Source organism: Streptomyces sp. NPDC092369 (assembly GCF_044755245.1).
GTDB lineage: Bacteria > Actinomycetota > Actinomycetes > Streptomycetales > Streptomycetaceae > Streptomyces.
Window position 1 is genome coordinate 124,894 of record NZ_JBIVQP010000001.1, and the last position, 26,290, is coordinate 151,183.

General features: G+C 69.2%; 26 protein-coding genes. 11 read left to right on the forward strand and 15 right to left on the reverse strand.

The annotated features are described in order from the left end of the window. Window positions 1-69: 69 nt before the first annotated feature. From ACIQI8_RS00575 to ACIQI8_RS00585, 3 genes are all read left to right on the forward strand, one after another. On the forward strand, window positions 70-1,104 hold the full coding sequence (locus ACIQI8_RS00575; protein ID WP_402342806.1) for a Gfo/Idh/MocA family protein: 1,035 nt from the start codon (window positions 70-72) through the stop codon (window positions 1,102-1,104). A gap of 181 nt (window positions 1,105-1,285) precedes the next feature. Beyond that, on the forward strand, window positions 1,286-2,107 hold the full coding sequence (locus ACIQI8_RS00580) for a lectin (protein ID WP_402342809.1): 822 nt from the start codon (window positions 1,286-1,288) through the stop codon (window positions 2,105-2,107). Window positions 2,108-2,260: 153 nt separating this feature from the next. Continuing rightward, window positions 2,261-3,322, forward strand: a complete 1,062-nt coding sequence (locus tag ACIQI8_RS00585; protein ID WP_402346597.1) for a glycoside hydrolase family 19 protein — start codon at window positions 2,261-2,263, stop codon at window positions 3,320-3,322. A gap of 80 nt (window positions 3,323-3,402) precedes the next feature. On the opposite strand, the gene ACIQI8_RS00590 is transcribed toward ACIQI8_RS00585, so the two are convergent. Next, on the reverse strand, window positions 3,403-5,451 hold the full coding sequence (locus ACIQI8_RS00590) for a pentapeptide repeat-containing protein (RefSeq protein WP_402342812.1): 2,049 nt from the start codon (window positions 5,449-5,451) through the stop codon (window positions 3,403-3,405). A 98-nt stretch (window positions 5,452-5,549) separates the two neighbouring features. On the opposite strand from ACIQI8_RS00590, the gene ACIQI8_RS00595 reads away from it, so the two are divergent. Next, entirely contained in the window at window positions 5,550-6,425 is an 876-nt protein-coding gene (locus ACIQI8_RS00595; RefSeq protein ID WP_402342815.1) for a class I SAM-dependent methyltransferase, read from the forward strand. 1 nt (window position 6,426) lies between these two features. Here ACIQI8_RS00595 and ACIQI8_RS00600 read toward each other — a convergent pair whose 3' ends face one another. Both ACIQI8_RS00600 and ACIQI8_RS00605 read right to left on the reverse strand, forming a co-directional pair. After that, window positions 6,427-6,969 (reverse strand): pyridoxamine 5'-phosphate oxidase family protein, encoded by a 543-nt coding sequence (locus tag ACIQI8_RS00600; protein ID WP_402342818.1) that lies wholly within the window; start codon window positions 6,967-6,969, stop codon window positions 6,427-6,429. Between the two features lie 88 nt (window positions 6,970-7,057). Next, window positions 7,058-8,725, reverse strand: coding sequence for a phosphodiester glycosidase family protein (locus ACIQI8_RS00605; RefSeq protein ID WP_402342821.1), 1,668 nt, complete (start codon window positions 8,723-8,725; stop codon window positions 7,058-7,060). A gap of 886 nt (window positions 8,726-9,611) precedes the next feature. Between ACIQI8_RS00605 and ACIQI8_RS00610 the strand changes: the two genes are divergently transcribed. Next, complete coding sequence (locus ACIQI8_RS00610) at window positions 9,612-10,001, forward strand: hypothetical protein (RefSeq protein WP_402342824.1); 390 nt, start codon at window positions 9,612-9,614, stop codon at window positions 9,999-10,001. Between the two features lie 54 nt (window positions 10,002-10,055). Here the strand turns inward: ACIQI8_RS00610 and ACIQI8_RS00615 are convergent, their stop codons facing one another. The 3 genes from ACIQI8_RS00615 to ACIQI8_RS00625 are packed head-to-tail and all read right to left on the reverse strand — an operon-like array spanning window position 10,056 to window position 13,166. Next, entirely contained in the window at window positions 10,056-11,300 is a 1,245-nt protein-coding gene (locus ACIQI8_RS00615; protein WP_402342827.1) for an MFS transporter, read from the reverse strand. A 7-nt stretch (window positions 11,301-11,307) separates the two neighbouring features. Continuing rightward, a complete protein-coding gene (locus ACIQI8_RS00620) occupies window positions 11,308-11,769 on the reverse strand; it encodes an ArsI/CadI family heavy metal resistance metalloenzyme (RefSeq protein ID WP_402342829.1) in 462 nt (153 codons plus the stop codon). 29 nt (window positions 11,770-11,798) lie between these two features. Then, entirely contained in the window at window positions 11,799-13,166 is a 1,368-nt protein-coding gene (locus ACIQI8_RS00625) for an NAD(P)-binding domain-containing protein (protein WP_402342832.1), read from the reverse strand. Between the two features lie 147 nt (window positions 13,167-13,313). On the opposite strand from ACIQI8_RS00625, the gene ACIQI8_RS00630 reads away from it, so the two are divergent. Continuing rightward, on the forward strand, window positions 13,314-13,691 hold the full coding sequence (locus ACIQI8_RS00630) for an ArsR/SmtB family transcription factor (protein ID WP_402342835.1): 378 nt from the start codon (window positions 13,314-13,316) through the stop codon (window positions 13,689-13,691). 106 nt (window positions 13,692-13,797) lie between these two features. Here the strand turns inward: ACIQI8_RS00630 and ACIQI8_RS00635 are convergent, their stop codons facing one another. Continuing rightward, window positions 13,798-14,382 (reverse strand): cadmium resistance transporter, encoded by a 585-nt coding sequence (locus ACIQI8_RS00635; RefSeq protein ID WP_402346599.1) that lies wholly within the window; start codon window positions 14,380-14,382, stop codon window positions 13,798-13,800. A 182-nt stretch (window positions 14,383-14,564) separates the two neighbouring features. On the opposite strand from ACIQI8_RS00635, the gene ACIQI8_RS00640 reads away from it, so the two are divergent. After that, a complete protein-coding gene (locus ACIQI8_RS00640; RefSeq protein WP_402342837.1) occupies window positions 14,565-15,350 on the forward strand; it encodes a sulfite exporter TauE/SafE family protein in 786 nt (261 codons plus the stop codon). A gap of 110 nt (window positions 15,351-15,460) precedes the next feature. On the opposite strand, the gene ACIQI8_RS00645 is transcribed toward ACIQI8_RS00640, so the two are convergent. Together ACIQI8_RS00645 and ACIQI8_RS00650 are read right to left on the reverse strand one after the other, a co-directional pair. Next, window positions 15,461-16,234 (reverse strand): aquaporin, encoded by a 774-nt coding sequence (locus ACIQI8_RS00645; RefSeq protein WP_402342840.1) that lies wholly within the window; start codon window positions 16,232-16,234, stop codon window positions 15,461-15,463. After that, window positions 16,231-16,539 carry an ArsR/SmtB family transcription factor gene (locus tag ACIQI8_RS00650; RefSeq protein WP_402342843.1) on the reverse strand — a complete coding sequence of 103 codons (309 nt, stop codon included), beginning with the start codon at window positions 16,537-16,539 and terminating at the stop codon, window positions 16,231-16,233. The genes ACIQI8_RS00645 and ACIQI8_RS00650 overlap by 4 nt, the downstream gene beginning before the upstream one ends. Before the next feature lie 90 nt (window positions 16,540-16,629). On the opposite strand from ACIQI8_RS00650, the gene ACIQI8_RS00655 reads away from it, so the two are divergent. The 3 genes from ACIQI8_RS00655 (at window position 16,630) to ACIQI8_RS00665 (ending at window position 18,830) form a co-directional block, all read left to right on the forward strand. Continuing rightward, complete coding sequence (locus ACIQI8_RS00655; RefSeq protein ID WP_402342846.1) at window positions 16,630-17,043, forward strand: arsenate reductase ArsC; 414 nt, start codon at window positions 16,630-16,632, stop codon at window positions 17,041-17,043. 220 nt (window positions 17,044-17,263) lie between these two features. After that, window positions 17,264-18,262 (forward strand): RNA polymerase subunit sigma-70, encoded by a 999-nt coding sequence (locus ACIQI8_RS00660; protein ID WP_402342849.1) that lies wholly within the window; start codon window positions 17,264-17,266, stop codon window positions 18,260-18,262. 112 nt (window positions 18,263-18,374) lie between these two features. Beyond that, window positions 18,375-18,830 carry a DUF6069 family protein gene (locus tag ACIQI8_RS00665; protein WP_402342852.1) on the forward strand — a complete coding sequence of 152 codons (456 nt, stop codon included), beginning with the start codon at window positions 18,375-18,377 and terminating at the stop codon, window positions 18,828-18,830. A 33-nt stretch (window positions 18,831-18,863) separates the two neighbouring features. On the opposite strand, the gene ACIQI8_RS00670 is transcribed toward ACIQI8_RS00665, so the two are convergent. Genes ACIQI8_RS00670 through ACIQI8_RS00680 form a run of 3 tightly spaced genes read right to left on the reverse strand, consistent with a single transcriptional unit; the run spans window position 18,864 to window position 21,176 of the window. Then, entirely contained in the window at window positions 18,864-19,757 is an 894-nt protein-coding gene (locus ACIQI8_RS00670; protein WP_402342855.1) for an alpha/beta fold hydrolase, read from the reverse strand. Between the two features lie 11 nt (window positions 19,758-19,768). Further along, window positions 19,769-20,299 carry an anthrone oxygenase family protein gene (locus ACIQI8_RS00675; protein ID WP_402342858.1) on the reverse strand — a complete coding sequence of 177 codons (531 nt, stop codon included), beginning with the start codon at window positions 20,297-20,299 and terminating at the stop codon, window positions 19,769-19,771. A gap of 28 nt (window positions 20,300-20,327) precedes the next feature. After that, on the reverse strand, window positions 20,328-21,176 hold the full coding sequence (locus ACIQI8_RS00680; RefSeq protein ID WP_402342861.1) for an NAD(P)H-binding protein: 849 nt from the start codon (window positions 21,174-21,176) through the stop codon (window positions 20,328-20,330). A gap of 140 nt (window positions 21,177-21,316) precedes the next feature. On the opposite strand from ACIQI8_RS00680, the gene ACIQI8_RS00685 reads away from it, so the two are divergent. Further along, entirely contained in the window at window positions 21,317-21,745 is a 429-nt protein-coding gene (locus ACIQI8_RS00685) for a MarR family transcriptional regulator (RefSeq protein WP_402342864.1), read from the forward strand. Between the two features lie 121 nt (window positions 21,746-21,866). On the opposite strand, the gene ACIQI8_RS00690 is transcribed toward ACIQI8_RS00685, so the two are convergent. The 3 genes from ACIQI8_RS00690 to ACIQI8_RS00700 form a co-directional block, all read right to left on the reverse strand. Continuing rightward, on the reverse strand, window positions 21,867-23,435 hold the full coding sequence (locus ACIQI8_RS00690) for a cellulose binding domain-containing protein (RefSeq protein WP_402342867.1): 1,569 nt from the start codon (window positions 23,433-23,435) through the stop codon (window positions 21,867-21,869). Window positions 23,436-23,808: 373 nt separating this feature from the next. After that, complete coding sequence (locus tag ACIQI8_RS00695) at window positions 23,809-24,921, reverse strand: ABC transporter substrate-binding protein (RefSeq protein WP_402342870.1); 1,113 nt, start codon at window positions 24,919-24,921, stop codon at window positions 23,809-23,811. A gap of 96 nt (window positions 24,922-25,017) precedes the next feature. Beyond that, entirely contained in the window at window positions 25,018-26,274 is a 1,257-nt protein-coding gene (locus ACIQI8_RS00700; protein ID WP_402342872.1) for a glycoside hydrolase family 71/99-like protein, read from the reverse strand. Window positions 26,275-26,290 lie beyond the last annotated feature (16 nt).

Here is a 26,290-nt window from a genome sequence, read left to right on the forward strand (position 1 = left end):
TCACGTCGGTCCACTGCGACTCGTGGGCCCGCCGCCGTGCGGGCCCACGCTGTACGCCACACTCACCCCATGACCACCACTCTCCGTGTCGGCCTCCTCGGAGCAGCAGCGATCGCGCCGACCGCGCTGATCAAGCCGGCGAACCGCAATCCCCGAGTCACCGTGACGGCTGTCGCGGCCCGGAGCCGGAAACGTGCGGAGACCTTCGCGCGGAAGCACGACGTTCCCGTGGTGCACGCCAACTACGAGGCCCTGCTTGCCGATCCGCAGATCGACGCCGTCTACGTGCCGTTGCCGAACGGCTTGCACGCGGAATGGATGCTCAAAGCCATCGACGCTGGCAAGCACGTCCTGTGCGAGAAGCCCTTCACCGCCAACCGCGCCGAGGCCGAACGTGTCGCCGATGCCGCTGACGCCGCCCACGCGCGCACCGGCCTGGTGGTGATGGAGGCCTTCCACTACCGTCACCACGCCCTGGCCGCGCGGATGCGGGAGATCGTGCGGAGCGGGGAGCTGGGCGAACTGCGCCATGTCGAAGCGGAGGTGTGCTTCCCGCTCCCCCGCTTCAGCGACATCCGCTACGACTATGGTCTGGCAGGCGGCGCCACCATGGACGCGGGTTGCTACACCGTGCACGTGGCGCGGCTCCTCGGCGGTGAGACGCCGGTGGTGACGGCCGCACGCATGCTGACCCTGCGAAGGGACCACCGGGTCGACCGCGCCATGCAGGCCGATCTCGCCTTTCCCGCCGGAGCGACCGGGCGGCTGCGCGCATCCATGTGGTCAAGGCGCGTGTTGTCGATCCGGGCCCGGGCGATCGGCTCGAAGGGCGAGCTGACGGTCACCAACTTCCTGATGCCGCAGCTCTACCACCGGATGACGATCCGCGGTCCACGCGACACCGGCGGGCGCACCCTTCGGCGCGAGCGGGTGGCCAGGCAACCGTCCAGCTACGCCTGCCAGTTGGCCGCGTTCGCCGCAGCGGTCCTCGATGGCGGCCCGGTGCTCACTTCGGCCAGGGACGCCGTCGTGACCATGGGCATCGTCGACGACATCTACCGCGCGGCCGGTCTGCCACCCCGCGGCGAGTACGACCCTTCCTGAGCCGTTTGCCCTCTATGCCTTCGGCGTCGGTGTGAGCCGCTGTCGGCCATCGTGATGTTCAACGCTTGACGGGGTTGGTATAGACCTTTACGTTACGGGCGTCAAGTTCCGCTCGTGCGCTGCCAGTTGAGGCTCCAACCGGCATGCGCGCAGTCCGGCACGAAAGGCAGCTACCCCACCTATGGCCGCTCGTCGTACCTCTCTGCTTCTCGTCCTGCGAAGTCTCTCCCTCGGTGCACTGCTGACCCTGTTCGCCACCACGCTGGCCACCGTGCCGGCAGCGGCGGCCACGGGACAGATCACCGGTCTCGCGAACAAGTGCCTCGATGTCGCCGGCGCGAGCTCCGCCGACGGCACCGCGGTCCAGCTCTACGACTGCAACGGAACCGGCGCCCAGCAGTGGGACGTCAATGCGGACGGATCAATTCGCGCTCTGGGCAAGTGCCTTGACGTCACCGGCAACTCGACCGCCGACGGCGCCAAACTCCAGCTGTGGACGTGCACGGGCGGGTCGAACCAGCGGTGGACCGTGACAGCGGCCCACGACATCGTCAATCCCGCGGCGAACAAGTGCCTGGACGTCAGCGACAATTCGTCGGCCAACGGCGCCAGAGCCCAGATCTGGACGTGCACGGGCGCGGCGAACCAGAAGTGGAACGCCCCCGCCTCCTCGGGCGGCCAGGAGCAGTGCTGGGCCACGCACTACGGCCCGCAGCCCGCAGGCGCCCTGACGGCCAGCGGTGAGGTCTTCGACAACAACGCCGACACCGCGGCCACCTCGCTCTCACGGCAGCCCCAACTGCCGTTCGGCACCCGCGTTCTGGTCACCAATGTCGCCAACGGCCGCACCCTGACCGTACGGATCAACGACCGCGGCACGTTCGCCCAGACCCCGCAGGAACCCAAGTGCCTCGACCTGACCGACGGCGCGTTCGGCCGCCTCGGCGGGGTCCTCAATCCCGATGCCGGTCACATCGTCGTCACGCAGACCGTCCTGAACTGACACCTCGGTTCGCCCTCTGCACGACCCCAAGACCCCCGCTTGTCCCCTCACCCCCAGGAGCTCATTCTCGTGTTCACTCCCCACCTCGCGAGCGTCCGTCACGGACACAGATCTCTGGTCTGGCTCGTCCTCACCTTCCTCCTGACCGCCGCGATGACAACGTTGTTCAGCGTCACACCGGCCCATGCCGCGGACGGCCGGATCACCGGCCTGGCCGGCAAGTGCGTCGACGTCGCCGGCGCCAACACCGCCAACGGCACCGCCATCCAGCTCTACGACTGCAACGGCACCACCGCACAAACCTGGTCCAACCCCGGCGACGGCACCCTCCGCGCCCTCGGCAAGTGCCTCGACGTCACCGCCGCCGGCACCGCGGACGGCACCACCGTCCAGCTCTACGACTGCAACGGCACCGCCGCCCAGCAATGGGCCATCAGCTCCGCCAACGACATCGTCAACCCCCAAGCCAACAAGTGCCTCGACGTCACCGGCAACAACAGCGCCAACACCACCCGCCTGCAGATCTGGACCTGCACCGGCGCCGCGAACCAGAAATGGACCGCCCCCGCCGGCGGAGGCGGCGGCACCAACCCCACCGGCTTCGTGGTGAGCGAAGCACAGTTCAACCAGATCTTCCCCAGCCGCAACTCCTTCTACAGCTACAGCGGCCTCACCGCCGCCCTCTCCGCCTACCCCGGCTTCGCCAACACCGGCTCCGACACCACCAAGAAGCAAGAAGCAGCCGCCTTCCTCGCCAACGTCAGCCACGAAACCGGCGGGCTGGTGTACGTGGTGGAGCAGAACACCGCCAACTACCCCCACTACTGCGACGCCGGCCAGCCCTACGGCTGCCCCGCCGGACAAGCCGCCTACTACGGCCGCGGCCCCATCCAGCTCTCCTGGAACTTCAACTACAAAGCAGCCGGCGACGCCCTGGGCATCGACCTCCTCAACAACCCCTGGCTGGTCCAGAACGACTCCGCCGTCGCCTGGAAGACCGGCCTGTGGTACTGGAACACCCAGACCGGCCCCGGCACCATGACCCCCCACAACGCCATGATCAACGGCGCCGGCTTCGGCCAGACCATCCGCTCCATCAACGGCTCCCTCGAATGCGACGGCCGCAACCCCGCCCAAGTCCAAAGCCGCGTCGACGCCTACAACCGCATCACCTCCATCCTCGGAGTCACTCCCGGCGCCAACCTCTACTGCTGACAGGCCCAACGGGACTCAGCGCCGCACGGTGGCCTTCACATCGACGGTCACCGTGCGGACTGTGCACTGGCCGGTTGCGCCTACCGCTTGATGCGTCCGCGGACGGCGAGGGCGGCGAGGCCCAGCAGGACGGGTTCGGTCAGGCGGGAGGCCATTTCGGCGTAGGTGCCGGTGGTGGTGAGGTCCTGGTCGGAGGAGCGGAAGATCACCGAGTTGACCACCACGCGCAGGCCCTTCTCGAAACGCTCGGTGGTGAGCCGGTCGTGCAGGGCGTTGGTGGGGTTGACCGGGGCGGGCTTCTCGGCAGGCAGCCGAACCTGCCGGCCGGTCACGGTGGCGACCGTCGCCGGCTTCCAGCTGTCGGCGGGCAGACCCCAGAGCATCATCGCCAGCAGCGTGCCGGCCATCGCGAGCAGCAGCCACACCATGGCACGGGTGGCGCGCAGCCCGTAGCCCGAGAGCGTCCAGTACGCGGTGAGGAGAGCTCGTTCGGCCCGTGGCCGGTGCTGGTCGTGACGGCGCATCTCCATCTCGCCGTAGTAGAAGTCCGCCGCGTCCGGCTCGTTCCTGCCGTCCTCGAACGCCTTGCGCAACGCCCGGTAGACCGGGGCGAGTTGCGCGGGCCCTACGTGATCGGCGTGCCCGGTGTCGGTGACGCTCTGCTGCCAGCCCGCGGCGGCGGTCGGCCGGCGGGAACGCCAATGGTGTTCCTCGGCGAGGGTCCGGCGCCGGGTGAACCACTGTGGGCGCAGCCGTCGCCACTGCGTGCGGGCGGGGACGGTGGCGAAGGTGCAGTCGCCTTCCAGACGGATCTGGTCGAGATGGACGGTCCCGGTGAACAGGCACTGGGTCAGGTCGATGTCGGCGAGCACAAGGTGGGCGGCGTCCACCCCACGCAGGGAAGTGATCCGCACTCCGGGTCCGTTGGTGTCAGCGAGGTGATCCTCCGGTACGACCGCACCGCGATGTCCGCGGGAGTTGGGGAAGGGGGCTTGCTCGGCAGAGACGCTCAGGGGGTATTCGAAGACGGTGTGCGCGAGGTCGACGTCAGCATGACGCAGCCGCAGTGTGGCGGTCGATGCCCAGCGCGTCCGGAGACACTCCACGCGCCGGGCCGCGATCGACAGCGTCACCGGCTCACTGAACCTCGCCCCCGACAGCAGGACCGTCTTCCCGCAGACCAGCGGCCCCAACTCCCCCGCTTGCTCGAACACCGCCGCACGGAGGTCGACGTCCTCGGTGAAGCTCGTCGCTTCGAACCAGGCGAAACCGGAGAAGGTGGCCGAGTCGAACCGGGCGTCCTCAGCGAAGGTGGCCGACTCGAAGCGGGCTTCACCGGCGAAGGTCGCCTCGTGGAACCGGGCTTTGCCGCTGAAAGAGGCCCCTCCGAAATCGGCGGCGCCCGCGAAAGTGGCCGACCCGAAATGGGCGGTGGCGGTGAAGGTGGCCGACCCGAACCTCGCGTCACCGGTGAACGTGGCCGAGTGGAACCAGGCGTCGCCGGTGAAAGTGACTGCCCGGAACCCGACGCCGGTGAGGGTGGCCGAAATGAACACGGCGGCGTCGGCGAAGGTGGCCAGGAGGAAGTCGGCATTGCTGGAGACGGTGGCCGAGTGGAACCGAGCGAGGCCGGCGAAGGTGGCCGACTCGAACCCTGCGTAAGCGGCGAAGTTCACCGAGTCGAACTGCGCCTCGCCGTGGAAAGTGGCCAGGTTGAACCAGGCGCGGCCGGCGAAAGAGGCCGAGTTGAAACGGGCGACGCCGGCGAAGGTGACCGCCTCGAAATCGGCGTCGCCGGTGAATGCGGCCGAGCCGAAATCGGCGTCGTCGGCGAACGTGGCCGACGCGAAGCGCACCTCGCCGAGCCGTGGGTGGTTCGTGGCGGGGTCCTTGAGGGCGTTGAGCAGTCGGTCGAGCAGGGCGCCGGTGAAGGTGGTACCCCGGTGGTCGATGTCATCGCCCGCGTCGAGGCTCGCCAGGTGAGCGTCGCGGTCGACGTCGGAGAGGTGAGCCAGGCAGGCCGAATGCGGGGCGACAGAGCGCCCGTTGCAGCCGGCGCGGTCCCCGCCGGTGACACCGTCACCGCAGTTCGGCCAGTCCGGAACGACAGGTTCTGGGGTGAAGACCATAGGGGTGAGTACATCGCCTGCCCATCGACCGCTGCCAGGCGGCCCCGTAGAACATGCGCGCTCCTTGCATCCCACGAGGATGGTATTGACTACCGCTCATGACTGACACCGCGCGCACGGCGAGCCGAACGGCGATCCTGGTCTGCCAGGGACGGGCGGCAGCCGACGGCAGGCTCGCGGTGGGCCGGTTCACCGACCCGGTGGCGGTTCGACTGCTACGGCCCCCCGAGCAGGTCCCCGTTGACGAGGTACGCGCCGACACTCCCCCCACGGGCTGGAAGGCACGCGCGACCTACGAGGGTGTGCGGGCCTGCGCCGAGGTCGTCGTGCCGCGCACGGTCGCGATCGACGACGCGCTGCGCAGCCATGGCACTCCCCAACTGGTCGTGCTCGGCGCCGGCTTGGACTCGCGTGCGTGGCGACTGCCCGAGCTCGCGGACACGGACGTATGGGAGATCGATCACCCGGCCTCCCAGCTGGACAAACAGGAACGCCTGGCCCAAGCGGGCGCACCGGCCGTCGCGGCCCGTTCCCTGCACTTCACCCCTGTCGATTTCGCAACCGACAACCTCGGCAGCGCACTCGAGGCCTCCGGTCACGACGCGTCCGCGCCTACGACCTGGCTGTGGGAGGGGGTCGTCCCCTACCTGACAGGCTCCGAAGTGCGTGCCACGGTACGTGCCCTCGCGGACCGTTCGGCGCACGGGAGCACGCTCGTCCTCAACTACCAGAGCCCGTCGGCAAAGGCGTCCGCGGGCCGACTGGTCGCGCGCCTCCTGAACAACTCGGTCACGGCGGGCGAGCCGTGGCGTTCGCTGTGGAAGCCGCGGAAGATGGCGGCCCTCCTCGCCGAGTACGGGCTGCGGGTCGTCTCCGACGAAGACCTGCTGGCCATCGCGAGTCGCCTGGAGTCCAGCGTGCGGGGCCGAACGGCGCTGCACTCGGGCCGGGTCGCCATCGCCCGACGGGAGTGAGTCACGACGTCGACGTTCCCGGCTGGTCGGAGCGCACACCGTTGCCACCGCGCTGCTGACGCTCCGCACGCTGCTGGACGAGTTCCTCGACGGCGCTGGGCAAGGTCGTCTCGAAGTCGATCAGCTTCGCCCACGTCGGTGTCATCACGATGCGCACCATGCCGTCGTACAGCGAGCGGACCTCGGCCTCCCACTCGACCCGCTGCTCGGCCGTCATCCCGTAGGAGCCGTTCATCTCGAGGTACTCCTCGGGAATGCCCTCGACCTCGTCGAGTTCGACCGTTCCGCGGACGAGCAGGATCTTGGGCGGATGCACCTCCGTATCGATGGTGATGGCGACGGCCGGGTTGTGCCGGAGCGAGGACAGCTTCGGAGCGTTCTTCGACGTGCACATCACGACCTCCCTGCCGTTCCAGGCGAAGGCGATCGGGATGTTGCGCGGTGTCCCGTCCTTGGCCACGTATGCCAGGCGGCACAGGTCACGGGCCAGCAACTCCTGGCTCAGCGGGCGCTGGAGGATCTCGGTGATTCTGTTGTTCGTCATGACGGCCTCCTGAGAGCCGGGCGACCACGGTGGCCGCCTCTGCCCCTGGGACGGAGTCGTCATCCGGTTCTCGACATCCGTACCGCCCCTAGCGGATACGTGGCTGCGGCAGGACCTGGAGAGTGTCGCCGACAGCGCGCTCACCGGTCGCGTCCGACGGGGCGTTGACGAGCTCGCCGTTCACCGCCATCGCCGTCGAGCCGCCGCCGTCCAGGTTGAGGGCCTCGACGGCGCCGAGCGAGCGCATGAACTCGGCGCCCTCCTGCAAGGTGAAGCCTTCGCTGCCGCCGGTGAGGCGGCCGTCGACGGTGACCAGGAGGAGACGGCCGCGCGCGTCGATTCCCGCCATGGTGCGCGGTTGGCGGATGTTGGACCAGGCGTAGCCGAACGAGAGGTCCCTCGGGTCGAGCGTGCCCTCGGTTGCGGCGTCGATGCTGAGCCGGCCGTCCTCGACCAGGGTGGGCGCGGCGCTGACGATGCTGTCCCCCCGCCCGAGCCGGACCCGACGGCCATCGGTGTCCCGTACGACCTCGGTGACCGGGACTCGCTGCCCGAGCGTGGCGTGCTCGGTCAGCCAGTCCGCCGCGGTGCCGATTCCCTGGAGGACCGTGTCACCGGCCGGGACACGGCCACCCCGGGCGCCGGTGGAGACGACACGGTCCGTCGCGTCGAGCACCACCTGGGTGCCGGCGCCACTGGGCAGGCTCGCGCCGAAGGCGGAGGTGAACCGCACCAGGTCGTCCTTGGTGTGACAGGTGACGTCCTGCCAGGGCAGCGAACTCGGCGTAAGGCCGGGACGTCCGCAGTCCCGTACGGTGCCGGGGACCCGGTTGATGCCCTCAACGGCGTAACTCGACGCGCCCGAGCGGGCGGTGACGGTCGACGTCAGGTCCGCCACCCGCAAGCGCCGCCCTCCGTCTTCGACGATCAGGGCCGCGCGGGATCCCACGGCCATCGACTCCAACTGCCCGTCGTACGCGGCGATCCCGGACTGGGTGCCCTGGACGCCGTCGGAGTCGGAGGTGACGAAGAAGCCCGCGTTGACGCCGACGAGCGAACCGAGCTTTCCGGCCACCGACGAGGTGGTCTCGCGCTGGGCCACGTTGCCGTCGTGGGTGCCCGCCACGGTGCCCGAGAACTTCCGCGGATCGATGACCGCGACATGGATGTTCTCCACGTCCGCCGGCTGTTCGGTCTCGTAGCCGGTCCACTCGACGACGGCGTGGAACCCGGCCGCCTTGACGGAGGTCGCGACAGCCTGCGCCGCGGCGCGGCCGCTGTAGGAACCCACCCGTACGCGCAGGCCCATCGTGCCGTGCGGGGTGTCGGCGTACTTCGGCCACCGAACGGTCTCGGTCCGCGGCTCGAATCCAGCGGCGCGCAACCGCCCGGCGGTTTCATCGGCCCAGGACCGCGGGCCCACCTCGGCCCAGGTCGCGGCACCGGTGAGACGGCTGGTCGTCGGAGCCTGCACGGTGACGGTCCACGTGGGCGCGGCTGTGGAATCGCGGATCGTGCCTGTGCGCACCTGGACACCGGGGGCCAGGGTCTGCGTCGACCACTGAGGGCTCACCGACCCACGGGATTCCGCCTGCGCCGACGCCGAGCCGGAGAGCGCGAACGGTGCGACGGCGGCCAGCGCCACGGCGGTGACTCCCACGGCCCGGACTCGTACGGCCCGTTGACGCGGACGTCCCGAAGCCACGCCTGGCTTGGAAGGAACGATGAGCTCGGTCTCGGTCTCGGTCTCGTTCATGAATCCTCACGGCTGCTGCAAGGGGAGCGACTGGCTGAACGCTTGCATCGATCACAGCCCATACAGCGAAACGTGTCCCCACTCCCCCGGGTGAAAACCACACGAAAAATTGCCCAACGGACCCGACGACAGGCGAACCGGCCATGTCGATCGCGTGGGAAACCAGCACGGCTCGCTTTTCCAGAAGCTGAGCGCCGCGTTGCACTCGGCGACTCAGCGTCAACGCCGTTTCCATGATCGGCTAGGCGTCGATTCTTTTGGTGAGCCCCAGATCGGTTCCTCCGGCACATGGTGTGTGGGACGATTTGGCCATGGATCTCACCCGAAAGGCTCATGCCGCGTAAGCGGCCCGGGCGTGTTCGCGCTGAACAACGGCTTCACCGCCGCCCCCCTGCCTCGCTCCCTGTGTTCAGCGGCTTGTCCCCTGCGGCAGCCGCGGAGGTCGTCAGGATCGAGCTGAGTCGCAAGTACCTGTGGCCGGGTGCCACAGAGTCAGCGGCTCTCATCTGGAGCCGGTTCGTGCGTAGCCCAACTCGGCACTCCTGGACTCAGGATGACGAGTCCAACTGCGACGTCTGGGAGTGCTGTGGCAGCCCCTTCGAAGCTCGGTACTTTCTGGAAGCCGTGATCCGCGGTATGTCACGGCCACGACGCTCCGAGCTGCGCCGCATGGTTGATGAACTGGATGATCTCTACTACTGACAGCCTGGGGCGGCCTCGCTCAGCCGGCGACTCGCAGTCCTCCGTGGAAGGAAGAGGCCGTCGTACCGGCCCGCACCGGGAGCGGTCTGTGCGCGTTCGGACAGTGGTCGGCCCAACTGCCGCCAGTGGTCGATCCACGAGTGCGAGCTGGGCACACCGCCGTGTGTCAGTGCTCTGCGGCATCATGACCGCCGTGACCATCGAGACACTGATAGATGTCTGGCAGCGGCTCCTCGCCGACCCGCACAAGTCGTGGGTGCTCTTCGAGCACGGCACCTGTGTCGTGCTGCCCACTCCGGATGAAGAACTCGCCGAACAGGCCACGGACATCCTCAAGAAGTTCGGCCCGGTGCATGTCGGATCGTCGGCGGGGGACTTCGGGGTGATCGACCTCAAGGATGCCGAGGGGTGGGTGGTCACCGGGCATCACAACGACGTCCTGACCTATGTCGGCCCCGAGGAGGTCCAGGATCCGTCGGAGATCGCCGTCGGGATGTTGGGACGTGCCAAGCGCCATCGCGATGGCACCGAACTCCACGTCGTCCACGTCGAGGACAAGCGGCCCACCGGCTGATATCCCTGATCAAAGTCGCCCGCGCACACGCGTCCTGGACAGCGCGGTCACGGGTCAGCTCCATTCGCTCGTGATCGTGCCGTCGTGGTGGCGAGGCGGTGTGCCTCCTAGAGCGACGACCGCTGCGGCTGCCGAGACAAGAGCCAGGAGGACGAACAGGCCCGGGTAGCCCCCGAGTTGTCCGGCCAACGAGGCTCCGGCGAATGGTGCGAGGGCGGAGGCGACCGTGGCGGGGGCTACGAGCAGTCCGGACAGACGGCCGTAGTGCGCAGTCCCCCAGCGGTCGGTGACGGCAGTGGCTTGGAGGAGGGTGAGGTTGCCCCGCACCATGCCGGCCGCGATCGCGATACCGACGAGCAGGGGGAAGGGACCCGGCACCATGGCAAACGTGGCGGTGGTGATTCCGCCCGCGAGCATCAGGGCGAAGGTGCGTGTGGTGACACCGGTGCTGCGGGCGAGCGTGGCGTACAGAGTGCGGCCGAGCGTCTGTCCCGCGCCGCCCAGTCCCAGGGCCCACGCGGCAGCCGTAGGACTGGCACCCCGTTCCATCAGCAGAGGTACGAGGGCGACGACGACCGCGTACATCGCGAAACTGTTCAGCGTGAGCGCGGTGGCGAGCATGAAGAACGGTCGGGTGCGCGCCACGGAGCCGCCGTGGGGGCCCTGTTGAGGGGGTGGCGCGGACGCAAGAGGCCAGGGTGCTCGTAGCGCCAGGGCGTGAGCGGGAATGGTGACCACCGCCAGGATCGCGGCGAGAACCGCGTACGCGATGCGCCAGCCGAAGTGACCCGCGAGCGTCGCTGTCAGTGGAGCGAAGACCGTGGAGGCCAGGCCGCCGGCGAGGGTGACCACGGTCAGGGCCCGCACGCGGTCCGCGCCCCACCAGCGCGTGAGGGCGGCGAAGGCGGGCTGGTAGAACGTGGAGGCCATCGCGACGCCGGCCAACAGCCAAGCAGCGGTGAAAACCCAGAGGTTGGGCGCGTAGGCGATGGCCAGCATGGCGACGACGCCCAGGACGGATCCGGAGGTCATCACCGCGCGCGGTCCGCGGCGGTCGAGGACGCGGCCGACGAAGATGCCGACGACGGCGGATACGAGGAGCGCGCCGGAGAAGGCGCCGGTTGTGGCGGTCGCGGACCATCCCGTAGCCGTGGTGATCTGCGGATTGAGGACGGGGAAGGCGTAGTAGACGACTCCCCAGCTGGTGATCTGGGTGGCGCACAGCGCGGGCAGGGCAGCACGAGGCCGTGACCGGTCCCCCGTTCCGGTCACGGCCTCGCTGGAATGGGCATGGGTCATCGGCGGATCAGCAACAGCCGCCCCCGGTGACCGGTTCCTGGATGTCGGTCTCGGCTGGACGTGTGCAACAGGTGCTGCTCTGTTGCTTGGTGAGGGAATCGGCGTCGGCCTTGACCACGTACACCTCCCAGGGTTCCTGGCCCGGACCGTGGGCCCAGACCTTGTCCTGGAGGGCGTAGCAACAGGTGGTGTCGATCTCCTCGGCCGTGACCAGGCCGGCTTCGCTCAGGCGCGTGGCGGCAGTCAGGACCGCTTCGGTGCTGTCGACCTCGACGCCGAGGTGATCCATGCGTGTGGCCTCGCCTGAAGCACCCTCGATGAGCACCAGTTTGAGCGGCGGATCAGCGATGGCGAAGTTGGCGTAGCCGTCGCGGAGTTTGGCCGGTGCCGTGCCGAAGAGTTTCGAGTAGAAGGCCACGGACTCGGCGAGATCGGGGACGCGGAGGGCGAGCTGTACGCGAGACGCCATGGGCGAACCTCCTTGTATGGATTGGGAGTTCAGCAGCCGCCCGAAGTGGAGCGTGGGGCGTTGGCGCCGATCTGGAGCGTTGTGGGAGCAGCACAGCATCCGCCGCCTGACTGCTCGGTGTCTCCCGGTTCGTCGAACAGGCCCGCACCGCCGCAGACTCCGGTTTCCGGGAGGGTGAGTTCCACGCGTTCGGCGGCTTCACGGTCTCCGGCGATGGCGGCGGTGACGGAGCGGACCTGTTCGTAGCCGGTCATCGCGAGGAAGGTCGGGGCACGGCCGTAGGACTTCATGCCGACCAGGTAGACGTCCCGTTCCGGGTGGGAGAGCTCGTTCACGCCGTGCGGGTAGACGGTGCCGCACGAGTGGACGTTCGGGTCGATCAGTGGGGCGAGGGCGGTGGGCGCCTGAAGACGCTCGTCGAGGCCCAGGCGGAGCTCCGAGAGGAACGACAGGTCGGGGCGGAAGCCGGTCAGGACGATCACCTCGTCCACCGGGTCCAGGCTTCGGCCGTCGTCGGCGACCAGGATCACGCGGCCGTCGCTGTCGAGTTCGACCGCCTGCGTACGGAAGCCGGTGACGGCGCTCGCGTATCCGTCCTCGACGGCCGACCGTGCGCGCAGGCCCAGGGCGCCGCGGGCGGGCAGTTGGTCGGCCTCGCCACCACCGTACGTGTTCTCGCCGATAGCGCGGCGCAGAATCCACACCGCGTGCGTACCGTTCTCCTCCCTGGCCAGGTCCCCGAGAGAGGCCAGGGCGGTGAAGGCGGAGGCTCCCGAGCCGACGACAGCGGTGCGCCTGCCCGCGTAGCGGGCGCGTACGGCTGCGTCGGTGAGATCGGGAACGCGGTAGGAGACGCGGTCGGCGACAGCCTTCTCACCGCCGGCAGGCAGGCCATCGGCGCCCAGCGGGCCAGGAGTTGACCATGTGCCGGAGGCGTCGATGACAGCGCGCGCGACGATCCGCTCCTCGCGCCCGTCGGCGAGCCGCACGTGGACGGTGAAGGGCTGCTCGTCACGGCCCGAGTCGACGACACGGTCCCTGCCGGCACGGGCGACACCGGTCACGGTGGTGCCGTGGCGGACCTTGTCACCGAGGACATCGGCAAGCGGCTGAAGGTACTTCTCGGCCCAGTCGCCCCCGGTCGGGTAGGTGGCGCCGTCCGGGCGTGTCCAGCCGGTGGGGGCCAAGAGCTTCTCGGCGGCCGGGTCCGTGACTTCCGCCCAGGGAGAAAACAACCGCACGTGCGACCAGTCCCGGACGGCGGTTGCGGCGGACGGTCCGGATTCCAGGACCAGGGCCTCGATACCGCGCTCGACGAGATGAGCGGCTGCGGCCAGACCGACGGGGCCTGCTCCGATGACCACCACGGGCAGATGGTCGTTGGTGGGCGCGTTCACGGGACTCCCCTTTGTTTCGACGTTCGTCGATGACCTGCCCGGCCAGGATGGCACCTGATTAGACGGTCGTCAACATAGACATCTATCTAATCAGTGGGGGCAAAGGGGTCCTCGCCAGCTTGGTTCGACGTGTGTCAACATAGATGCATGTCGAATACGAAGGTGCTGCCGCTGTTGGAGCCCGAGGCCTCCGAGGCTGTGGCGCCCTGCTGCCCTCCGCTGACCGAGCGCCCCTTCACGTCCGAGGAGGCCGAGACGGCGGCGCGGATGTTCAAGGCGCTGGGCGATCCGGTACGGCTGCGGCTCTTCTCGTTGGTGGCCTCCCACGAGGGCGGCGAGGCGTGCGTGTGCGACATCTCCGACGTCGGGGTCTCCCAGCCGACCGTCTCCCACCACCTGAAGAAGCTGAAAGAGGCCGGACTGCTCACCTCCGAGCGGCGTGGGACCTGGGTCTACTACCGGGTCGAGCCGTCGGTGCTGGGTGCGATGGGCCAGTTGCTGACCATCGGCCCTTCCGCGGTCTGACCTGCATGGCGGCACGGGTCCCGAGTCGCGCGGATGATGAACATCTCGTTGCGGACCGGTCCGCCGAGACTCCCCACTCGGTCCTACAGGCCGAAGCCACTCGGTCCTACAGGCCGAAGGCGCCGCCCTCGATGAGGATGAGCAGGCCGATGGCGATCAAGACCAGTGGCAACAGGATGTGGCCCCACCGGCCGAGCGCCTTGGCAACGATGGGACGGGTGGCGAAGTACCGGCCGGCGAAGCACCACACGCCCACCAGGACCAGGAAGACGACGGCGTACACGCTCATTCCGCCGACGCCGGCGGTGGCGAACACGGGGACGTAGACGCCGATGTTGTCACCGCCGTTGGCGAAGGTGACCGCAGCGACCTCCAGCGATGCGGGGCCGTCACCTGCCGCTTCCTGTTCGTCGTCCTCGTCACCATGCTGCTTCCACGCCTGCCAGGCCGCCTTCAGCCCGAGTGCCAGCGGCAGCAGCCCCAGATAGGGGATGACCGACTCAGGCAGGAAGGTCGCGCCGAAGGCGGCGGTTACGGCCACGGCGAGGATCGCGGCGAAACCGAGGTACTGGCCGATGACGATCCGGCGGGCGGAGCCGGGGTGTCCGGCGCCCCGGGCGAAGAACAGGGACAAGATCAGGATGTCGTCGATGTTGGTGACGGCGAACAGCCCGATCGCCTGCCCGACCATGGCCGGATTCACTGGCGCATTCCCCCTTCCCACCGTTGCCCGGCGACAGTACCCGGTGCCCACCACCTCGCCGTTCGTCGGGCACACCGCACCGCCCGTGAGGACGAACCGCGGCAGGGACCATGATCGGGCCTGGGGATTCTCGAAGATCCTCAACAGGACGCCGCGGAAACGGAGCATTCGTGGACTGGACACTGCTGGGCGGACTGGTCATCGGCCTGCTGATCGCGACTGTGACCGCTCCCGTGGGCGTATCCGGTGCGGTCTTCCTCCTTCCGTTCCAACTGAGTGTCTTCGGCGTGCCCAACCCTGCGGTGACCCCGACTAATCTGCTTTTCAACGTCGTTGCCGGACCCGGCGCCCTATGGCGCTACCGCCACGACAACGCCCTGCGGGGCGACCTTGCCCGGCGTCTGGTGCTGGGCACGTTGCCCGGAGTCGTCCTCGGCGCAACCGTCCGTGTCTTCGCCCTGCCCGGTCCAGGCGTCTTCCGTCTCCTGATCGCCGTCCTGTTGCTGCCACTCGGTCTGTGGCTGTGCCTACGCGCCCTCGTACCGGCCCGTGATCAGCCGTCCCCCGTGGGAGAGTTGTCGCCGCGCAAGCTCACCGGCCTCGCCCTGGTGGTCGGAGTGGTCAGCGGCATCTACGGCATCGGCGGCGGCTCGCTTCTGGGGCCGATCCTCGCCGGACGCGGCCTGCGCGTTGCCCGTGTCGCTCCCGCCGCACTCGCCGCCACCTTCGCCACCTCCCTTGTCGGCGCCGCCGCTTATGCCCTGCTTTCGCTGGTGACTTCGGGGGATGTCGCTCCTGAGTGGCGGCTCGGGCTCGCCTGCGGGGTCGGAGGTCTGATCGGCGGCTACCTTGGCGCCCGTCTCCAACCCCGCCTGCCCGATCGAGCCTTGCGGCTGCTGCTCGGCACTCTCGCCACTGCTCTCGGCGTCCTGTACGCGGCCCAGACCCTGAAGTGAGACCCCTCCCGCATCGGCGCCGAACGAGCAGCTCGGCCTCCAACGGGCAGCTCGGCCTCCAACGAGCAGCTTGGCCTCCGCCGATCACACGACCGACCGCGCGATGCCGGTCAGCCGTCTGATCGTCCGGGTATGAAGACGAGTGCGACGAGGGACAGCCCAACCGCTGCCCCGACGAGCTGCATGCCGACGAAACCGGCGACCGCCCCGGGTGCGATACCCGCGAAGGTGTCGGTGAAGGCACGGCCGACGGTCACTGCCGGATTGGCGAACGACGTGGAGGATGTGAACCAGTACGCGGCGCCGATGTACGAGGCGACGGCAACCGGCGCGAACCGCAGGCGGTCGGTGCGGGCCAGACCGAAGATCAGGAGGATCAGACCGGCGGTCGCGACCACCTCGCCAAGCAGCAGGTGTCCGGCGGAGCGGTCGTGGGTCGACCACTTCACCAGCGGCCGGCCGAACATCGCGTCCGCCAGAATCGCACCGCCGATGGCGCCGGCCATCTGAACCGGGACGTACACGGCTGCTTCACGCATGGTGACGCCGGCGCCGCCACGTCGCGCGGTCCACCACTCCGCCAGCGTCACGACCGGATTGAAGTGCGCGCCGGAGACCGGACCGAACAGCAGGATCAGGATGCCGAGGCCGAACACGGTGGCCGTGGAGTTGGCGAGTAGTTGCAGGCCGACGTCCTTGGTCAGTTGGGTGGCCTGGATGCCGGAGCCGACCACGATGGCCACCAGGAGCGCGGTGCCTATGAGTTCGGCGGCGGCACGCGCGACCAGCGGGGCGCGGGGCGGGGTGGCACCCGGGGCAGGCGCGATGGACACACTCGCCGGAGTGGCCGACGCGGACTCCTCGGCGGCTTCGGCAGGGGTCACGGACAGGACCTCTTGTTCCCGGCGGCGGAGCGCGCGGACTCGGCCAGCTCCGCGAACTTGCCGGCGAGTGAGGCGAGTACATCGGGCTTGAGCCGGTAGTAGGTGTACCTGCCGCATGGCTCTGTCTCGACGACGCCGGCTTCGCGCAGCACCTTCATGTGGTTGGAGAGGTTGGTCTGCCGAGCACCGGTCTCCTCCACCAGGTGAGTGGTGCACAGCGTCTCTTCGGCGAGCAAGGTCACGATCCGGAGCCTGAGCGGATCGGCCAGAACCCGGATCAGATCAGTGTCGACTGATGTCAGCATGGGCTGATACTTTCATATCAGTGGTGGCTGATACCACCAGGTGCTGATGCCATTCGCACCTGATGTCGACGTGAACAAGAGAGACCTCCGATGCCCGACAAGCCGTCCGTCCTGTTCGTCTGCGTCCACAACGCCGGCCGCTCCCAGATGGCCGCCGCATGGCTGACCCACCTGGCCGGGGATCGCGTCGAGGTCCGCTCCGCCGGCTCCAACCCCGGCGCGGGGGTCAATCCGGCCGCCGTCGAGGCGATGGCAGAGGTCGGCATCGACATCTCCGCCGAGGTCCCGAAGCTGCTCACCGTCGACGCCGTCAGGGAGTCGGACGTCTGTATCACCATGGGCTGCGGCGACACCTGTCCGGTCTTCCCCGGCAAGCGCTACCTCGACTGGCAGCTCGACGACCCGGCAGGTCAGGGTGTCGAGGTCGTTCGCCCCATCCGCGACGAGATCGAGCGCCGGGTCCGCAGCCTTCTCGGCGACCTCGCTGTCCCGGCGCAGCACTGACGTCTGACGCGCTTGTGTGACGTGGGACGAGGCCGGCGGCGACATGCCGGTCGCGCAGCCTGGGCCCGCCATCGCCGACTTGTACCGACTCCACGACAGCGAGACGCGGCCGACCGGAGCTGCGGAACTCTCAGCCATGCCCACCCGCCCCGGTGATGAGTTTTCGTCTCCGCACCCGTCACACCTACGACGGAACGCGACGAGGCGGAAGGCGGATGTGATGAGTGCGGACACGCGGCTGGAGGAACCGGGCGTGAGCGGGCTGGGCGAGGTCGACGAGCCGGGGTTCTCGGGGCTGGTGGAGCGGCACCGGCGAGAGCTGCACGTGCACTGCTATCGGATGCTCGGCTCGTTCGAGGACGCCGAGGACACCGTGCAGGAGACGTTCCTGCGTGCCTGGCGGCGGCGGGAGACCTTCGAGGGGCGGTCGACGTTCCGGGCCTGGCTGTACGGAATCGCCACCAACGCCTGTCTGGACCTCCTCGCCAAGCGCCGCCCGGAGCCCGCGACCGGCGGCGAGGTGCTGTGGCTGCAGCCCTACCCGGACCTGCTGCTCGACGAGCTGCCCGCGGATGACGCGGACGAGCCGGAGGCCGTCGCCGTCGCGCGGGAGACGATCGAGTTGGCGTACCTGGTCGCCGTCCAGCATCTCGCGCCGCGCCCGCGAGCCGTGCTGATCCTGCGCGATGTGCTCGGTTGGCCTGCGAAGGAGGTCGCAGCGCTCCTCGGGGACTCCGTCAACTCCGTCAACAGCGCGCTGCAGCGGGCCCGTTCCGGCCTGCGCGAGCATCTGCCCGCCGAGCGGCAGGACTGGACCGGCGGCGAACAGGACGCCGGGACGCGCGCGTTGGTGCGCCGCTACACCGACGCCAGCGTGGCCACGGACGTCAAGGTCCTCGCCGCACTGCTGCGGGACGACGTCCGTAGCTCGATGCCGCCCACGCCTGGCCTGTACGTCGGCCGCGACGCGGTGGTGAACGACTGGGTCGAGAGCGGCTTCGAGGGCATGAAGGGCCTGCGAGCCGTCCCCACGTCCGTGAACCGTCAGCCCGCCGTGGCCTTCTACCTCTGGCGGCAGCCGGAGGGCGCGTACCTGCCGCTCACGATCGACGTCCTGCGCGTCACCGGTGGGGCGATCACCGAGATCGTCACCTTCCACGACGACCGGTTCCCGTGCCTGGAACTGCCGGAGCGCCTGCCGGCGGACGGCACGGAGTAGTCCCGGCGCGGAAGCTCGCGCTGCACGAAGGCGGGCCGCGCATCCCCCAGGCCCAGACGGTCACCGCCAGCCAACAACCCTTACGACAGTTGCCGATTGACGGAGGAACGACATGAACAGCACGCATGACACCGGAGTCGTCGCGCGCCCGGCTTCGGGCCGGACCAACCGCACCCACCAACTCCGCAGGCTCGTCGGCGCCGGCTTCATCGCCACCCTCGCCGCGATCGTGGCCACCACCCTCGCGGCGGCCCTCGCTCAGGCCGCCCGCGTCGACTTCGAGGTGCCCGATGGGGGCGAGACGATCCCGTTGTCCGGGTTCGCCGTGGTGACCGGCTTCTTCTCGGTCGTGGGCATCGCCCTTGCCGTCGCTCTACTTCGGTGGAGTGCTCAACCCGCCAAGCACTTCGTGTGGACGGCGGTGTCGCTGACCGCGATCTCGCTGGTCCCGCCCCTCCTCACCGGGGCGAACACCGCCACCACCACCGCCCTCCTCGCGCTCCACCTCGTCCCCGCGACGGTGATGATCCCCACCTTGGCGCGGAACCTCCGCACCCGGACCGAGTGACGAACGGACGTCGGGACATCGGGGGTCGGACCTTCATGGCGTCGAGCGGCTCGGGCCTTCCGGGGGCTCCGGGAGCCGGCCGGCCACCTCGGAGGTGTGCGTGAACTCCCTTATGAGCTGGGCGAGTCGGTCGGGCTGGTCGAGGGGGATCAGTGTGTAGCTGTCTTCGACCTCGACCAGCCGTCCCTGCGGAAGGAGTTCGGCCAGGCGCCGACCGTGTTCGGGTGGCATCACCCGGTCCTCGCTCGCCCAGACCACCAACGCGGGTCGTTTGAAGGCCGGCAGGCGTTCGGCGGCCCGCGACAGGATCTTGGTGTCCGCCGCTGCGGCTCGTAGCGCTCGTACGGTGTCCCGGCGGATGTCGGTCTGCTCCATGACCGGCCTCGACCATCGAAGAGTGGCGGCGTCTCCGCGCCGGGTCAGCCACCCGAACGCGACCGGCAGCCGCCGGATCGTCTTCAGCCTCATCTGCTGCATGAACAGCCCGAACATCCGGGGCGAGAGCTTGCCCGCGAGCACGAGCGTCCTGCCCGTCAGACCCGGCGGGAAATTGTCGAAGGCATCGCAGGAGACGAGAACGGCTCGCCCTACGCGGTCGATGTCGTCACCCACGAGCAACTGGACGAGGGCTCCACCGGTGTCGTTGCCGACAAGGGTCACCTCCCGCAGATCGAGTCGGTCGAGGAACTCCGCGACCAGCCGCGCCACTCCGGGCAGCGAAAGGTCCGCGTCAGGGTGCATCGCGCGACGGTGTGCACCGAGTGGAAGGGTCGGGGCCACGCACCGGTGGTCGGCGGACAGGTCGGCCATCGGTCCGTCCCAGAGCGAGGCGTCCATCATCAGTCCGTGCAGCAGCACGACCACGGGGCCGTCTCCACCGGTGTCCTGGTATTCGACGGTGCCGGCCGACAGTTCGATCTCTGCCATGTCGGTCTCCCTCATTTCGTTGGCACAGCGGGGAGTTCACGGTCAGCCGACGCGGCGCCGGGGACGGCACGCCGCACTGTCGTCGCGTCGGCACTCAAAGCCGCGTAGGCGAGCACCGCAGCGCCTGATCGCACCGCGTGGGCGATCTGCCAGTGATCACGCACGGCTGCCCAGTTCGCGGGAGGCCCCTGCACACTCCATCCGAGCTGGTCTGCGTTGATGGGGAGATTGACCGCCAGCGTCAGCGCGAGGATCGCGATCAGCAGGGCGAGCGCGGTCGGCAGCAGCCAGGGAACGCTTCCCGTCGCCTTGAGCGTGACGGCTATGAGGAGCGCTGTGGCGATCATCGCCGGAATGAGCGTGACGACCGCGAGCTTGTCCAGCGAGTCCAGTTCGACCTGCCGGACCTGGGTGTAGACATGGCGGTCGAAGCTGCGCAGGGACCACTCGAAGACCAGTACGGCGATGAGGAAGCCGGCGAAGATGCCCGAGAAGAAGCGGCTCGCCCACCGCGTGGCCGTGGCGAGGGGACTGTTCAGCATGGTGCGCTCGCTTCTTCGCGGCGGGAGCTCATGAGCCGGCCGGGGTCACGAAGGCGGCGGTGTTGTCGGCGGCCCACGCGGCGAAGGGAAGTCCCGGGCGGCCCAGGAGTTGCTCGACGGTGTCCGTGGTCGGGCCCGGCGTTTTCGCGTAATGGGCCAGGGAGCCGAGGAGCCGGTCGGGAACATCGTCGGGCAGGCCTTGACCGAGCATGGCCTCGCGGACCTGTTCAGGGGCGACTTCCTCGAAGGCCAGACGCCGGCCCAGGGCTTCCCCGATGAGGCGGACCTTGTCGCGCTGGTCGAGTGACTGCGGGCCGGTCAGGACGTAGGCACGTCCCGCGTGCTGGGGGTCGACCAGTGCCCGGACGGCTACTTCCGCGATGTCGCGCTGGTGAATCGGCGAGGTCGCCGCGCCGGCGTAGGCGCCGCGCACGACGCCGGTCGAGCGGATCTGCGGCGCCCAGGCCAACGCGTTGGCCTGGAAGTCGGCGCACCGCAGGAACGTCCACTGCAGGCCGGACTCCCTGACGGCCTCTTCCGCCGCCTTGAACTCATCCGCGAAGCGCCGGTGTCCGGCCGGGTACTCCACCGTTGCCGCCGACAGCAGCACTACCCGCCGAGCACCGCGGGCAGCCAGTGCCAGCAGCTCAGCGGTGGCTCCGCCGGCCGCGCGCGGACTGAGCAGTACCGCTTCGGCGTCAGGGGGCCAGGCTGTGATGCTGTCCGGTTTGGATGGATCACCCTGCACCAGGCGCACCCCGTCCGGCAGGTCGGCGGCGGGATTGCGGGTGACCGCCGCCACCTCCTCGCCCAACTTCCGTAAGAGGCCCACGGTTTCACGTCCGACGATCCCCGTCGCCCCGATCACCACGAACATGCCCGGTCCTCCTTGATCGCCATCATCATTCGAGTGCCGTAATATACGAGAACCGTAGCATGTTATTTCGAGAGGCGTATATTATGGATCCCGTACCACCTGAGGATGGAGCCCGCCGACGCCGGCAGTCCACGGTCGAGGTGAAGCAGGGACTGCGGAAGCTGAGCGCCGAACTGGCTCTGCTCAACCGCAAGGTCGGCACCCGACTGGGCCTCAAGGACGTGGATTTGGACTGCCTCGACCTGCTCAACGCGCACGGCCCGCTGAGCCCGACCGCCCTTGCACAGCGAGCCGGCCTCCACGCCGCCACGACCACCGGCGTGCTCGACCGGCTCGAACGCGCAGGCTGGGTAGCCCGCGACCGCGACCCGACCGACCGCAGGGCCTTCCTGGTCCGCGCCCTGCGCGAGCGCAACGGCGAACTGCTGGCGCTCTTCGCCGGGATGAACTCCTCGGTGGACCGGATCTGCGCCGACTACGACGACGCCGAACTCGCACTGCTCGCCGACTTCCTCCGCCGCACCGCGGACGCGGGACGCCTCGCCACCCAGGACCTTTCGGACAAGTGACCGCCGCCTGGCCTTGGACGGCGAAGGCCGGAGCCGAAGTGCCTCGCGAGGGTCTCCGTTCACGGCACCCTCCCCCGTGCGCGGAACGAGTCGTCGCACCGCGCACGGGGTGTCCGCCTCGTCAGCCGGTGTAGCCCGCGAAGATCTTCGCGAACTCGTAGGGCGACTGCGCGATGTTGGTGCACATGTACAGCGCACCCGTGCAGGCGTTGCGGTCACGGGTCGCTTCCCAGAAGGCGAGCTCCCCGAGGTGTGTGCTCTTCGCGAAGGCGACCAGTTGGCGGGCGTCGGCCTGGTCGTAGATGTGACCGTCGTCGTTCTGCCCGAGCATCGGCGTCACGCCGACCTTCGCCCAGATCTGGGCGTCACCGCTGCCGGGGTAGAGCGTCTTGAGCTGGGCGAAGGTGCTCTGTGCGGCCTGGACGGCGGCATCGCCGTAGTCGACGTTTCGGTAGTAGTCCATGGCCATCACGTTGACGACGTCGAGATTCACACCCGCGTCGCGTGCCGACCGCACCACGTTCAGGCCGTCCGTCGTCAGTCCCTCCGGGAGCGCCGGCAGGGTCAGCGACACCCGCAGGTCGGGGTGGGCCTGCTGGAGACGGGCAATGGCCTGGGAACGACGCGCGACGGAGGTGGGGTCGGCGGTGGCGGAGCCTTCGATGTCGAAGTCGACGTACTTCAGTCCGTAGGCGTTCACGACCGCGTTGTACTCGGTGTAGAGCGCGTCCACGGTGGAGCAGGCCTGTGCCAGTTCGATGCCGCTGGCGCCGCCGAAGGAGACCTTGACGTCACCGCCGCCGGCTCGGATGGCGTCGATCTGGTCCTTGGCCCAACCGGCCCGCGGGTCATAGGCGTTGAACCACATCGCCTTGCAGGCCGAGGCGGTGATGAAGGCCATCGTGTAGTTCTTGATCCCGCTCGCCGAGGCCATGGCCGGCATGCTCGGGGTGGGCCACGCGCCCATGTCGACGTACGGCGCGGTGGACAGACCGCCGCTCGGCTGCTGGCCGCCGCCGTTAGTGGTCGTACCCGTGACTGCCGTGCTGTAGGCGGAAAGATTGCCCGCCGCGTCCCGGGCCCGCACACGGAACGCGTACGCCGTGCTCGCCTGGAGCCCGGTCGCCGTGTACGACGTGCCGGTCACGGCGACGGGCGTTCCGCCGTCGCGCGAGACCTCGTATCCGGCGACGGACCCGGAGTTGTCGGTGGACGCCGTCCACCGCACGGTCAGCGAGGAGCCGGTCGCCGAGCCGACGGTCACTCCGCCCGGCACGCTGGGCGCCGTGGTGTCGGTGCCGCTGCTGCCGGTGCACGACCCGCCGTTGAGCCTGCAGTTCGTCGGTGTGCCGGTGCCGGCCGACACCCAGCCGAAGGCGGCGGAGGCGCCCGGTGCCAAGGTGCCGTTGTACTCACGGTTCTTGAAGGTGTAGTGGCTGCCGCTCTGGGTGAGCAGCGCGTCCCAGTAGGAGCCGACCGTCGTGCCGGAGGGGAGGTCGAATTCGACCGTCCAGCCGGACAGTGTGGTACTGCCGGAGTTCGTGACGGTGTACGCGCCCTGGTAGCCGCCGGACCAGGTCGAGGTCTGGGCGAAGGTTGCCGTGGGCGTGGTCGCGGCGGAGGCAGGTGGGGCCACAACCATGAGCAGCACCCCTACGAACAGGGCGAGGAGTGCCGAGGGTCTGCGCATTGCTGTCTCCAGGGGGTAAGGCGCCGGGTCGGCGCAAGAGACTGCATCGAATTGGTCCATACCAAAGCCTTGACTGTGTAGGTACAGACCCCTGGACCGCGCGTCAAGACCCGAGCAGGGACGCCAGGGGATCCGTCACGACGGCCCATTTGATCAGCCTGCGCAAGTTCACATTCACCGCCGCTGTCCCGGCGCTCATCGCCCTCGGCCTCGCCGTACCCGCCACCGCCGCGCAGCCGGCCGAGAACGGCGTCCCGGGCCCCGGCTGCAACAGCAAAGGGGGGCCGGGCAACGGCTTCATGTACGCCTGGCAGGACCTGGACTGCCCGTGCACCCTGTTGATCAGCACACCGGATCGCCAGTACCGGATCCCTCAGCCGGCGTGCAGGATCCGAAAGAGACCCGGTTCCGCCGGATCACGGTCGACGACCCGCACCGGCGCCGAGCCCCACTGCCACACACTGATGTCTGCCATGCGGGAGAACCGGATCTGCCCGCGCGTCCCTTCGACCACGACGCGCGCCCAGGACTCGGCGATACGCGCCCGGTCCGGGCCGTGCGAGCGCAGTGACTCGGCGAGGACGGTGATCGTGTCGTAGCCCTCGAAGGCGACGAAGGAGGGCGCTTCCCCCAGTCGCTCGCCCAGGGCCTTCTCGACGCGGGTGCCGAGAGGGCTGAGGTGCTCGGGCAGGTAGCGCAGGAACGGAACACCTGCGCCGTCGTCGCCCAGCAGCCTCGCCCACTCCCCGAACTCCGGTTGTCCGGCCGGAGCACCGATCATCACGTCGGCCAGGCGCTGATCGCCGCGGACCGCCTTGACGATCGACACGGCGGGCTCCGGATACCCGGCCAGAATCAGAAGGGCTGTCGCGCGGTGATCGACGAGCGCGTCGCACACCTTCGCCGGGGTGAGCGCGCTCATGTCGAATTCGGTGACGGTGGCGCCTCGTGGAGCGAGGTGGTCGCGCAGGATGCGGATTCCGGACGCCCAGTAGACGCTCGGCTGGGCTGCCACCGCGATACGGCTGTGCCCCGCGCCGAGGAGGAAGTCGGCGTAGGTCTGCCAGCCGCGCGACTGTGGCGGGGCCAGGCGCGCGACCCATTCCGTCGGTTCGTCGGTGAGGGCGTCGAGAACCGCGGACGAGCACAGGAACGGCACGACGAGGGCGTCGGCCCTGGCGGCGGCGGCGCGGGCGACGACGCTGTGGTACTCCCCCGCCAGGGCCGCGACGCCCAGGCGAGTCAGTTCGTCGACGGCCGCCGTGGCCCGCCGCGGATCCGCCGCGGTGTCCCGGACCACCAACTCGATCGGGCTGCCGGCGATGCCTCCGGCGTCGTTGACCTCGCCGACGGCAAGCTCGAGTCCGGCGAGCAGGTGCCGGCCCGCCTCGACCCAGCCGGGGCGGGTGAGCGGAACGAGTGCTCCGATCCTGACGACGGATCCGTCGGTCGGCTCCGTGCCGGGTACCGATCGTGGCGCGTTCATGTGCTGGCATCTCCCCCGTGACGGCTCGGTCGCACGTTACCCGGATCGTCGGATGTCAGGCTCCGGTCGGTCCCGGCGGGACGAGCCCTCGCGGGTTCAGACCCGGACGGGTGTGGGGCGTTGCGATGTCAGGGCGATCTCCCCCTTGAGCATCCGTCCACCGTCTCCGGTCAGGCGGAGGTAGTAGTCCGCGGAGCAGGACGTGCCGTCCTCGTCGAGGGCGTAGATGCCCGACCCGGCGGGTACGTCGGCCGCGGTTTCGGCGGTCTTGGCGATCTGGTTGGCCTCGTTGAACTCGTCGAACATGGAGATGTAGATGCCCTGGGCGCCGAGGCGGACCATGTTGTAGAACTGCCGCCACATGAAGTCGCCGTGGGCACGCTGGCGGTCCTGCAGGTCGCCCGGGAGGACACAGGGCTGGTAGTCGATGCCATGGGCCGCGCAGTCGGCGAGGTCGGGCTGGTTGACGTTCTGGTAGAAGTTGTCGGAGTCGGCGGCGGTGCCGATCCGGCCGACCATCCACGGGGACAGCATGTGGAAGGCGTGGTAGACGTCGGTGAAGCCGGGCCGTGAGTCCTCCGTGCCGGTGCGCCAGTGGGTGGGGACGCCTCCGATGACGTAACAGCCCTGCTCCTTGAACCAGTTGACGACGTCGAGGCACTCGGCGGCGCCGAACGGCCGGGCGTCGTCGCTGAAGCCGAAGCCCCAGACGCACACCACGGGCCTGCCGTTCTGCCGGGCGTAGGCGGAGGACTGGGTGTGCGCGGACATCTTGCTCGTCCAGTCGTCCTTGATCTGGCTCGCCATCGCGGTCCAGTTGGTGACGTCGTACATGATGTAGAACTTGCGGCCGTTGGCCTCGGCGGCGGAGCGGACCTTCTGCGCCATGGCGTCGCGGGTGGGGCCTTCGGAGCCGAACGGGTTGAAGCGCTGGAGGGCAGCGGTGTCGATGGCGTTCTCCCGCATCCAGCGGAAGTGGGTGTCGACCGTCTGCTGGTCCCAGGAGGAGAAGAGCGCGGCGGGTGAACCGCCGTTCAGATTCGGCATGCCGGTCCGGTACGTGGCCGTGTAGTCACGCACGTCCGGCCAGGACTTGGCGCTGTTGGCGCCCGGGGCCGGGGCCTTGGACATGTCGGGGCTCCAGTGCCACCAGCCGTTGATGGGGGCGCCGTCGCCGGCGCAGGCGAACCAGCCCTGGTAGCCGACGGTGACCTTGCCGACCACGTCACCGACCGGGCTGGCGTCGGTCCGCGGTGCGGTCTGGGTGGCGGCGCGGGCAACGGCCGTCGACAGGGCGGCCGTTGAGACGGTTGCTGCGGCCAGGGCGAGTGCCTGGCGGCGGGTGATGGCCATGGGTGGGGTCCTCTCG